General features: G+C 64.8%; 9 protein-coding genes. 7 read left to right on the top strand and 2 right to left on the bottom strand.

Annotated elements, in window-relative coordinates; all coding sequences use genetic code 11:
• The 6 genes from CTR53_RS16050 to CTR53_RS16025 all read left to right on the top strand — a co-directional run.
• A partial coding sequence (locus tag CTR53_RS16050; RefSeq protein WP_290815584.1) for an efflux RND transporter permease subunit occupies window positions 1-780 on the top strand: 780 nt, incomplete at its 5' end.
• A gap of 68 nt (window positions 781-848) precedes the next feature.
• A complete protein-coding gene (locus tag CTR53_RS16045) occupies window positions 849-1907 on the top strand; it encodes a TauD/TfdA family dioxygenase (protein WP_290815581.1) in 1059 nt (352 codons plus the stop codon).
• Window positions 1904-2836 (top strand): 3-hydroxyacyl-CoA dehydrogenase NAD-binding domain-containing protein, encoded by a 933-nt coding sequence (locus tag CTR53_RS16040; RefSeq protein WP_290815579.1) that lies wholly within the window; start codon window positions 1904-1906, stop codon window positions 2834-2836. The genes CTR53_RS16045 and CTR53_RS16040 overlap by 4 nt, the downstream gene beginning before the upstream one ends.
• A 105-nt stretch (window positions 2837-2941) precedes the next feature.
• Window positions 2942-3769, top strand: a complete 828-nt coding sequence (locus tag CTR53_RS16035) for an oxaloacetate decarboxylase (protein WP_290815576.1) — start codon at window positions 2942-2944, stop codon at window positions 3767-3769.
• Between the two features lie 73 nt (window positions 3770-3842).
• Window positions 3843-5321 (top strand): ATP-binding protein, encoded by a 1479-nt coding sequence (locus tag CTR53_RS16030; protein WP_290815573.1) that lies wholly within the window; start codon window positions 3843-3845, stop codon window positions 5319-5321.
• Window positions 5318-6025 (top strand): response regulator transcription factor, encoded by a 708-nt coding sequence (locus tag CTR53_RS16025; RefSeq protein ID WP_290815569.1) that lies wholly within the window; start codon window positions 5318-5320, stop codon window positions 6023-6025. Before CTR53_RS16030 ends, CTR53_RS16025 begins: the two co-directional genes overlap by 4 nt.
• Window positions 6026-6098: 73 nt before the next feature.
• Here the strand turns inward: CTR53_RS16025 and CTR53_RS16020 are convergent, their stop codons facing one another.
• The gene (locus CTR53_RS16020; protein WP_290815566.1) at window positions 6099-7814 is read right to left on the bottom strand and encodes an MFS transporter; all 1716 of its coding nucleotides are present in this window, start codon (window positions 7812-7814) and stop codon (window positions 6099-6101) included.
• Between the two features lie 247 nt (window positions 7815-8061).
• Window positions 8062-9570, bottom strand: coding sequence for a M20 family metallopeptidase (locus CTR53_RS16015; RefSeq protein ID WP_290815563.1), 1509 nt, complete (start codon window positions 9568-9570; stop codon window positions 8062-8064).
• 113 nt (window positions 9571-9683) lie between these two features.
• On the opposite strand from CTR53_RS16015, the gene CTR53_RS16010 reads away from it, so the two are divergent.
• A complete protein-coding gene (locus CTR53_RS16010; RefSeq protein WP_290815560.1) occupies window positions 9684-11267 on the top strand; it encodes an ABC transporter substrate-binding protein in 1584 nt (527 codons plus the stop codon).
• The last annotated feature ends 7 nt before the right edge of the window (window positions 11268-11274 follow it).

Genomic DNA, 11274 nt, shown 5'->3' with positions numbered 1-11274 from the left:
GTGCGCAGCCGCAGCGGCCAGATGGTGCAGCTCTCCAATCTGGTCGATGTCCGCGAATCGCTGACCGCGCGCGAACTCACCCGCATGAGCCAGCTGCGCGCCGCCGACGTCACGGCGAATGTGGCGCCGGGCTACTCCGAGGGTGAGGCGCTGGCGCAACTGGAAGAGGCGGCGCGCAAGGTGCTGCCGCCCAGCGTGCAGATCGACTACAACGGCCAGTCGCGCGAATTCAAGCAGGCCGCCGGCGACATCTACTTCACCTTCGTCCTGGCGCTGCTGTTCATTTACCTGGTGCTGGCGGCGCAGTTCGAAAGCTTCATCGATCCGTTCATCATCATGCTGACGGTGCCGCTCTCGATGACAGGTGCGCTGCTGGCACTGAAACTGGGCGGCGGCACGATGAACATCTACAGCCAGGTCGGACTGGTGACCTTGGTGGGCCTGATCACCAAGAATGGCATCCTGATCGTGGAATTCGCCAACCAGCTGCAGGAAGAAGGCCGCAGCCGGCTGAATGCCGTGATCGAGGCGGCGTCCCTGCGCCTGCGTCCGATCCTGATGACGACGGCGGCGATGGTGCTGGGTGCGCTGCCGTTGGCCATGGCGATCGGCGCCGGCGCCGAAAGCCGCAAGCAGATCGGCCTTGTCATCGTCGGCGGCCTGCTGCTCGGCACGCTGCTGACGCTGTTCGTGGTGCCGACGGCCTATACGTTGCTGGCGCGCGACCGCAGCAAGGTGAAGGCTGCGGCGCCCGCGGCCGTACACCATCCGGCCGAGTAATCGTCGGGCTGCGTGGCCGGGCCGATGGACTGCGCTCTTGATCCGCCCCGGCGGTTTGGCATTATCGCATGATGACGATCACGCTCCCGCCCGAAATCAACGACGCTTCCGCCTGGTATGGCCCCGCCATGCTGCAGGACCGGAGCTGGCTGACGCATTTCACCCCTGAGGAAGTCGCCGAGGTCGAAGCGGCGACGCGCCGTGTGGCGGCCGGCCCGGATACGGCTGCCGCGCATCTGACGCCGCCCGAGTTTCCGCTGCCGGTGCTTGGGCCCCGGCTGGCCCGCATCAAGGCTGACGTACTGGACGGTCGCGGTTTTGCGCTGCTGCGCGGCCTGCCGGTGCAAAACTGGAGCCTGCGGGAATCTGCCGTCGCCTTCCTCGGCATCGGCTGCCATCTGGGCAGCGCGCGGTCGCAGAATGCGCGCGGGCATGTGCTTGGCCATGTCAAGGATATGGGACTCAGCAGCGACGATCCGAACGTGCGCATCTACCAGACGCACGAACGCCAGACCTTCCACACCGATTCCGCCGATATCGTCGGGCTGCTCTGCCTGCAGGTGGCGAAATCCGGCGGCCATTCGGCGCTGGTCAGTTCGGTCACCGTGTTCAACGAAATGCGCCGGCGCCGGCCGGATCTGCTGGTGCATCTGCTGGCTCCCATCGAGACGGATCGTCGCGGCGAGGTGCCGGTGGGCGAGAAACCGTATTTCACCATCCCGACCTACAACTGGCATGAGGGCCATCTCTCGGCGATCTACCAGCGCCAGTATATCGAGAGCGCGCGCCGCTTCGACGATGTCGCACCGCTGACACCGGAGCAGGTCGAGGCTTATGACCTGTTCGATGCGCTGTGCAACGATCCGGAACTGAATTTCCACATGGTGCTGGAACCCGGCGATGTGCAGCTGGTGCATAACCATACCCTGCTGCATGACCGCACCGGCTTCGAGGACTGGAACGATCCGGCGCGCCGCCGGCATCTGCTGCGGCTGTGGCTGGCGCCGAAGGATGCGCGCCCGCTGCCGCCGGTCTTCGCACAGCGCTATGGCAGCATCGAAGCCGGCGAACGTGGCGGCATCATCGTGCCCGGCACGCAGCTGACCGTGCCGTTCGAGGCGGTATGAGCGCGCATGAGATTAAAACCGTCGCCATTGTCGGCGGCGGGCTGATCGGCGCCAGCTGGGCGGCACTGTTCACCGCCGGTGATATCGATGTCATCGCCTGGGACCCCGATGCCACGGCGCGGGCCCTGTTCCGCGACCGCGTGAAAGCCGCGCGCAAACAGCTGGCCCAGCTCGGCCGGCGCGGCAAGGGCAAGGTGAAAGTCGTCGCGCGACTGAAGGCGGCTGTCGCGGCAGCCGACTTCATCCAGGAAAATGCGCCGGAAAAGCTCGACCTGAAGCACAAGCTGTTTGCCGAGATTGTCGCCGCCGCAAAGCCGCAGGCGACGATCGCCAGCAGCACCTCGTCCTTTGCCTGGTCGCAGCTGACCGAAGGCATGAAAGACGCGGCGTCGCGGCTGATCGTGTCGCATCCCTTCAACCCGCCGCATCTGGTGCCGCTGGTCGAACTCTATGGCACGGATGCTGATCGCGTGGCGCAGGCGGCGGCCTTCTACGAGGCGATGGGCAAGGTAACGGTCCGCATGAAGCGCGAGGCGCCCGGCCATGTCGCCAACCGGCTGGCCTCGGCGCTGTATCGCGAAGCGGTCAATATCGTCGCCGAGGGCATCGCCGATGTCGCCGACGTCGACAGGGCGCTGGTCGAGGGTCCGGGCCTGCGCTGGTCGATCCAGGGCGCGCATATGACCTATCATCTCGGTGGCGGCGAGGGCGGCTACCGCCATTACCTCGACCATCTCGGCCCGAGCCAGGAAAAACGCTGGGCCGCGCTTGGGTCTCCGTCCTTGACCTCAGAGGTCAAGGACAAGCTGGTGCGCGGCGTGGACGAGGAAGCCGCCGGTCGCAGCATCGCCGACCTGTCGGCCGAACGCGACGCCATGCTGATCGAGACGCTGAAACTGCGCGCGAAAAAGCGCGGCAGAAAAATGTAACCTGACAATGTTTCCGGCAATATTTCGGCCGGCAACGAAACGTCCTGACTTGTTCCGTCACGATCTGTCTCTACTCTGCTGCAAACGCAACCAGAGGAAACCGCCATGCCCGCCACGTCCGCCACCGACAAACGCGCCGCCTTCCGCAAGCTGCATGAGAGCGGCTGCTGGGTCATTCCCAATCCCTGGGACGCCGGCTCGGCAGTGCTGCTGCAGAGTCTCGGTTTCAAGGCGCTGGCGTCTTCCAGCGCCGGCATGGCCTGGTCGATGGCAAAGCCCGACAACAAGGTGGAGCGCGATGACGTGCTGGCGCATCTGCGTGCGCTGACTGCCGCGACCGACATTCCGGTGAATGCCGATTTCGAGAACGGCTTTGCCGACGATCCCGATGGCGTCGCCGCCAATGTGGTGAAGGCTGTCGAAACCGGTATCGCCGGGCTGTCGATCGAAGACTCGACCGGCAACAAGGAAACCCCGCTGTACGACTTCGATCTCGCCGTGAAGCGCATTGCGGCGGCGCGTGCCGCCCTGGACAAAAGCGGCAGCGGCGTGCTGCTGACCGCACGCTCGGAAGGCTTCTTCGTCGGCCGTCCCGACCTGGACGAGACCGTGAAGCGGCTGAAGGCCTATTCTGCGGCCGGGGCCGATGTGCTCTATGCGCCCGGCATCCGGGACGAGGCGCAGATCCAGGCCGTGGTGCAGGCTGCGGGTGGCAAGCCGGTCAACATGCTGACCATGGGGCAGAGCGTGGCGGACCTGGCCAAACTCGGCATCCGCCGCATCAGCGTCGGCGGCTCGCTGGCGCGCGCGGCCTGGGGCGAACTGATCCGCACGGCGAAGGAAATCGCCGCCGAGGGCACCTTCGAGAATTTCAAGCAGGGTGCCCCGGGCGCCGAACTGAACCGGCTGTTCACCCAGCATCTGAAGCACTGACCGGCTGAAACGCGGCCCGTTGCCGGCGGCGGCGGGCCAAGGCAGACTGCGGGGCAGACTGTCACCGGGTTCCATGCGCCACATCACCCCATATCTGCTGACCAGCCTGGCCCTGCTTGCGGCCGGGCTGGCGGCGCATGTCGCCATCACCACCGCGCCGGTGGTCGCGGTGTCGCTGTTCTTCGTGCCGGTCGTGCTGGTCTCGGCGCTCGCCTTCGGCGTATTGCCCGCATTCTACGCGGTGGCCTGCACCATGGCGATCGCCGCCTACTTCTTCTACCCGCCGATCTTCTCGCTGGCCGTGCGCGACCCCGTGCAGATGGTCGACCTGGTGATTTTCACCGGCGTGGCGGCCGTGGTCGCGCCGCTGGCGGCCTGGGCGCGGCGCTCATCCCGGCGCATGCAGCAGCTCTATGAGGTCGGCGGCTACCTTGCTGCAGTGGCGGAAACGTCGGAAATCCCGATGGCCATCGTGCAGCAGATTGAGCGCGTCACCGGCCTGTCCTGTACGCTGCTGCTGCCCGGGCAGGCAGGCTGGACCGTCGGCGCCGTTTCCAGCGGCGCGACTCCGCCGGCAGATGCCCTTATCGCTGCGGTCGCCACCTGGGATCCCGGGGGCCGCGCGCCGCGCAAGGTGGTGTCCGGCCCCTGGACCCTGCATGCCGTGCGGCATGGCAAAAGCCTGCTCGGCGGTCTGGCGCTGCATGGCAACAGCACCGCCATCGAACCTGTTTTTCTGGCCGCCCTGACCGAACTTATCGCCACTGCGCTGGAACGCATGCGGCTGGCCGAGCGCAGTGAGCTCGCCCGTATCGACGCCAGGGCCGACCAGCTGCGCGAGGCGATCATCAGTTCGATGTCGCACGACCTGCGCACGCCGCTGGCGGCCATTCTCGGCTCGTCATCCACGCTGGAGCGCTATGGCAACCTGTGCAGCGAGGACGAACGCACCGAACTGGCGGTGGCGATCCGCGAGGAAGCCGAGCGGCTGGAGCATTTCATTGGCCGCCTGTTCGACCTGTCACGCATTCGTGCCGGCCGCCTGCATCCGGTGATCGAAGCCACCGACCTGGCCGATATCGTCGAGCCGGCCTTGCGCCGCTGCCACGGCCTTCTGGAACGGCATGACCTGCGGATCGAGCTGGCGCAGCATCTGCCGATGGTCATGGTCGATGAAGTCCTGCTGCAGCAGGCGCTGATCAACGTGCTGGAAAATGCCGCGAAATATGCAGTACCCGGCAGCCCGGTGCTGATCGGTGCTTTCGCGGCGGCGAGCTATGTCGAACTTTTCGTGCGCGACAGCGGGCGCGGCATGACGCCCGAGCAGAGTCGGCAGGCCTTCGACCAGTTCTACCGTGCCACCGACCGGGCCGAAGAGCCGCGCGGCAGCGGCCTCGGCCTGACGATCGCCCGGGCCTTCATCGAAGCCTGCGGCGGGAGTATTGTGGCCGACAGCGCCGGCCTGGAACAGGGCACCACGATGCGGATCCGCCTGCCGCTGGTGGCGGCCGGGACGGCGGCCGACGAAGACCATCGCGGAGTCGCGGAATGAATCGGGTGCGTACCATTCTGATCGTCGATGACGAGAAGCAGATCAGGCGTTTCCTGCGCACCGGCCTGTCGGTGCATGGCTATGAGGTGATCGAAGCCGAGTCGGGCGCCGAGGCGCTGCGCGAGGCTTCGACCAAAGCGCCGGACCTGGTGGTGCTGGACCTGCAGCTCGGCGATATGGATGGGCTGGATGTGCTGCAGCGGATCCGCGAATGGTCCTGGCTGCCGGTGCTGATCCTATCGGTGCGCAACCGTGAGGTCGAGAAGGTGAAGGCGCTCGAACTCGGTGCCGACGACTACATCACCAAGCCGTTCGGGATTGCCGAATTCATCGCCCGCGTGAACGCCCTGCTGCGTCGCATCCCCGAGGCGATCGCGCAGCCGATCTTCAGTCTCGGCGACCTGAGTATCGATCTGGCGCGTCGCCAGGTTCTGCTGGACGGCACAGAGATCAAGCTGTCGCCGAAAGAATATGCCCTGCTGCAGTATCTGGCGCGCCATGCAGGCAAGGTGGTGACGCATGAGCAGATGCTGCGCGAGATCTGGGGCGATGGCCATGTCGAGGATGCGCATTATCTTCGCATCTTCATGCGCCGGCTGCGCCAGAAGGTGGAGCGCGATCCGACCCAGCCGCGCTATATCGTCACCGAGGTCGGCGTCGGCTATCGCCTGCGCGTGCAGGACCAGCTCGAAACCTCATCCTGATTTTCCCGCGCATACCCAACAAAAAAGGCGCCGGGTTGCCCCGGCGCCTTTTCCGTTGCCCGAAGGCGCAGGCTTACTTGTCGTCGGCGAAGATATCCTTGTTCCGGTTCTCCGGAACGAAGATCGCGCCGATGATCAGCGTGCCGACCGCGATCACGATCGGATACCACAGGCCGGTATAGATGTTGCCGGCCTCGGCGCTCATCGCGAAGGCCGTGGCGGGCAGCAGACCGCCGAACCAGCCGTTGCCGATGTGATACGGCAGCGACATACCGGTGTAGCGGATGCGGGTCGGGAAGAGTTCGACCAGCGCCGCGGCGATCGGGCCGTACACCATCGTGACCAGGATGATCAGGAAGGTGAGGACGACGATCAGCTTGAGCGGCTGCGCCCGGAAGATGTCGAAGAAACCGGTGGTCTTGACGATCTCGGTGTTGGCCACGCCCGGAACCGGATAACCGCCGGCGCCCAGCGCGTCGTTCACCGCCTTGGTGAAGGCGGCCGGAACCGTCTTCGCCTGGTCGGCGGTCAGCTTGCTGGCGTCATAGGAGTGGATCTCCTTGCCGGCAATCTTCACGGTGGTTTCGGTCGCACCCGGCTGGTCCTGGGTAGTGTACTGCACCGAGCTGCGTGCGAGCGTCGCCTTGGCGATGTCGCAGGCCGAAGTGAACTTCGAGGTGCCCGTCGGGTTGAACTGGAACGAGCAGTTCTTCGCGTCGGCGATGACCACCACTTCCACCGACTGATGTGCCTTGTGCAGCATCGGGTTGGCGGTCGCCGTGATGTAGTTGAACACCGGGAAGTAGGTGATGGCCGCGATCAGGCAGCCCGCCAGGATGATCACCTTGCGGCCGACGCGGTCAGACAGCGAGCCGAAGAAGATGAAGCCGCCGGTGCCGATGATCAGCGACCATGCGATCAGCACGTTGGTGGTCAGCAGGTCGACGCGCAGCACGTTCTGCAGGAAGAACAGCGCGTAGAACTGGCCGGTGTACCACACCACGGCCTGACCGGCGGTGAGGCCGAGCAGGGCGATGACGGCGAACTTGGCGTTCTTCCACTGGCCGAAGGCTTCCGACAGCGGCGCCTTCGAGGTGCGACCTTCTTCCTTCATCTTGGTGAAGGCCGGGCTCTCTTCCATCTGCATGCGGATGTAGACCGAGATGATCAGCAGGAAGATCGAGAGCAGGAACGGCACGCGCCAGCCCCAGTCGGCAAAGTCCTTGTCGCCGATGTAGGTACGGGAAGCCAGGATGACCAGCAGCGACATCAGCAGGCCGAGGGTCGCGGTGGTCTGGATCCAGCTGGTGAAGTAGCCGCGACGGTCCTGCGGGGCATGTTCCGCCACGTAGACAACCGCGCCGCCATATTCGCCGCCGAGTGCCAGGCCCTGCAGCATGCGCAGCGCGATCAGGATGATCGGCGCAGCCCAGCCGATGGTGGCGTAGCCGGGCAGCAGGCCGACCAGGAAGGTCGAGCTGCCCATGATCAGGATGGTCATGAGGAAGGTGTATTTGCGACCGACAATGTCGCCGAGACGGCCGAAGACCAGCGCGCCGAACGGGCGCACCAGGAAGCCGGCGGCAAACGCCAGCAGCGCGAAGACGTTGCGCGTCGCTTCCGGGAATGCCGAGAAGAAATGCGCGCCGATCATCGCGGCGAGCGAACCGTAGAGATAGAAGTCGTACCATTCAAAGATGGTACCGGCGGACGAGGCGAGAATGACCCGCTTCTCATCCCTGGTCATCGGCCGACGGCGACCGCCGTCGGCAGCAATATTGGCGCTCATGAACATTCCTTCCCTATGTGAAACGGCCGCAGCCCTGAAGGCGCGAGCCGATGGAAGGAATCATAAATTGTCGTGTTATCTGCGTGGGGTAGACCAAGGTCAAAAACGCCCCCCGACCTTGGTTGGGGCGGCTGTATAATTTTATATACGTGCTGTTTACATGAAAAAGCTGCTTTGTTTATGCGTATGAAAAAAGACCGCGAGAATGCGGTCTTTTTATCGGCAGCGCCGTAGCAGGCCGGCTATGTCACGCCGGCTTGCCACGGCTCAGCGGCGCAGCGGTAAAGGGCGAGCTGCCGCCGCCCAGCAGCACGCCGGGAGTCTTGCTCTGGCGCGCGAACGGCAGTTCCACCAGTGGCGGGATCGGACATTGATAGGCGGCGCCGGCAGTGCGCTCTTCCCATTCGGTCCGCGCGTTTTTCAGCAGCTCTTCATCGGTCAGCGCGTCGATGGCGGTGGCGGCCATCGCCTTGGCCGCCTGCACCATCGCTTTATGGGCCGCCGGCTGCTTGCCCTGCGCCACCAGCTGCCAGGAATGGCCTGGCGTTCCCACCGCAAAGCACGGACCCCAGCATTGCACGGTGGGAGTCAGCCAGCTGACGTCGCCGACATCGGTGGAACCATAGAGCTGCCGCGGCGTGCCGTTGAACGGCAGGATGCCGTCATGCAGCGGCCTGTCATAGCTGGTTGGCTCACCGACGCTGCGCAAGGACGAGAACACATCCTCCGGTGTCAGCGCGTCGCGGCGCATCCGGTCGGCAAAGGCGCGGTCGGCATCGTCGAACTGCACCGGGCCGAGGCTTTCGATATTGCGATGCATCGCCCATTCCAGCGCGGTATTGGGCAGCACTTCCGAACAGGCCTTGTCGAAATCGACAAAGGCCTGGGTCTCGGTCATCAGCGCCGCGCCCTCGGCGATCTTCTTCACCCGCTCGAACAGCTGGCTGGCCGCCGCCACAGTGGGCGCGCGCACCAGATACAGCACTTCGGCTTTCGCCTGCACCACGTTGGGCGAGATGCCGCCGGTATCGGTGACGGCATAATGCACGCGCGTGTTCGACGGCATGTGTTCGCGCATGTAGTTGACGCCGACATTCATCAGCTCGACCGCATCCAGCGCACTGCGACCCAGATGCGGCGCCGATGCGGCATGCGCCGCCCGACCCTGAAAACGGAAATAGGCCTGGATATTGGCCAGGCTGTTCACCGACATCACGCCCCAGAAGTTGCCGGGATGCCAGCAGATCGCCGCGTCCAGATCCCTGAACAGGCCGGCGCGCGCCATGAAGGTCTTGCCCGAGCCGCCTTCTTCCGCCGGGCAGCCGTAATAGCGCACGCGGCCGGGAATTTTATGGGCAGTGAGATGATCCTTCACCGCGATGGCGGCCAGCACCGCACCGGCGCCCAGCAGGTTGTGGCCGCAGCCCTGACCGTTGGCCTGCGTGGTCGGCCGGCGCTCGGTGACGCCGGACGCCTGGCCAAGCCCGGACAGGGCATCGTATTCGCCGAGCAAACCAATCAGCGGACCATTGCCGCCGCCGCTGTCATGACCGGCCTCCGCCATGAAGGCGGTCGGAATGCCGGCAATGTCGCGCGTGACACGAAAGCCCTCTTTCTCCAGCAGCGCGATCTGCGCCGCGACCGCGCCGTGTTCCTGATAGCGCAGCTCGGCGAGATCCCAGACCGCGTCGCTCATGGCGATGCAGGCGCCGGCTTTGGCGTCGCATAACGAGGTGATGTCGGTAATGGTCCGCATATGGTTCACGTCTTTTTGCGTTTTCAGACAGGCTTAACTCCTTCTACTCTGAAAACCTGACTGCGGTAAGGGCACCCTAGACCCGGCGCCGCATAAATCGCGGGGATATGACGATGACGAAGCCTGAATATTTTCACCGCCGCATGGCACTCGTGCTGACCGGTGCGGTCGCGCTCACGCTTGCACTGCCGGCCGCGGCGCAGGAACTCAAGGTCGGCCTCAAGACCGAGCCGAGTTCGCTCGATCCGCAGTATCACGCACTGACGCCGAACCTGCAGATCTCCTTCCATATTCACGATGCCGTCACCATGGCAGACAAGGACGGCAAGCTGCAGCCGGGCCTCGCCACCTCGTGGAAGCCAGTCGACGACACCACCTGGGAATTCAAGCTGCGGCCGAATGTGAAATTCTCCGACGGCTCGCCCTTCACGGCGGAAGACGTGGTCTACACCTATCAGCGCGCCGGCAAGGTGCCGAACAGCCCGTCGCCCTACACGGTCTATACGCGGCAGATCGCCGGCTTCGAGATCGTCGATCCGCTCACGCTGCGCATCAAGACCGACGGGCCGGCGCCGGCGCTGCCGCTGGATATGTCGAACCTGCCGATCATGCCGAAGAAGAATGCCAAGGCCGAGGTGGCCGAAGGCGTGACGTCTGAACAGCTCAACCAGGGCCAGGGTCTGATGGGCACCGGCCCCTACAAGTTCGTGGAATGGAAGCGTGGCACCCAGCTGGTGCTGGAGCGCAACGACAATTACTGGGGCAGGAAGCCGCACTGGAAGACGGTGACCTTCCGCCCGATGAGCAATGCTGCGGCGCGCACGGCCTCGATGCTGGCGGGGGACGTCGACCTGATCGAGGATCCGCCGACCGACGATATCGAGAAGCTGAAGAAGGATCCCAAGCTGACGGTGTCGCAGGCAGTGTCGAACCGCATCATCTACATCCATCTCGATCACGTCGGCGAGCCGAGTGTCGGCATCGAGGGCACGGCCAAGAATCCGCTGAAGGACAAGCGGGTGCGGCAGGCGCTGTCGCTTGCCATCGACCGCAATGCGATCTCGTCGCGCATCATGGAAAACCTCGCCATTCCGGCGGGCGATTTCCTGCCCTTCCCGATGTTCGGCACGCGCAAGGATGCCAAGGCCGACAAGTACGATCTGAACAAGGCCAAGGCGCTGCTGGCCGAGGCTGGCTATCCGAACGGCTTCGGCATTTCGCTCGGCACGCCGAACGGCCGCTATATCAACGACATCAAGGTGGCGCAGGCGATTGCCGCGATGTGGACGCGGGCCGGTGTGAAGACCAAGGTGGATTCCGCCGTGCCGCCGGTCTTCTTCAAGAACCGCGATGAAATGAAGTACAGCGCCTATATGGCGGGCTGGTCGTCGCAGGAAATGAGCAACGCGCTGCGCTCGCTGGTGGCCACGCCCAACAAGGAAAAGGGCATGGGCACCACCAACAAGGGCCGCTACTCCAATCCGGCCATGGATGCCAAGCTGCTGCAGGCCATGGGCACGGTGGACGACGAGAAGCGCTCGGCCCTGCTGCAGGAAGCCAGCAGGATGGTGGTCGAGGATTACGGTCTGCTGCCGCTGCATTTCGAGCAGTCGGCCTGGGCGATGAAGAAGGCGATCAGCTATCCCGGCCGCAACGACCAGATGGTGCGCGCCGATTACATCCTGCCGGCCAAGTAGGACTGCC

The organism is Ferrovibrio sp. (assembly GCF_002796975.1).
GTDB lineage: Bacteria > Pseudomonadota > Alphaproteobacteria > Ferrovibrionales > Ferrovibrionaceae > Ferrovibrio.
The sequence above is the reverse complement of the archived record's forward strand: the minus strand, read 5'-3'. Positions and strand labels throughout refer to the sequence as shown.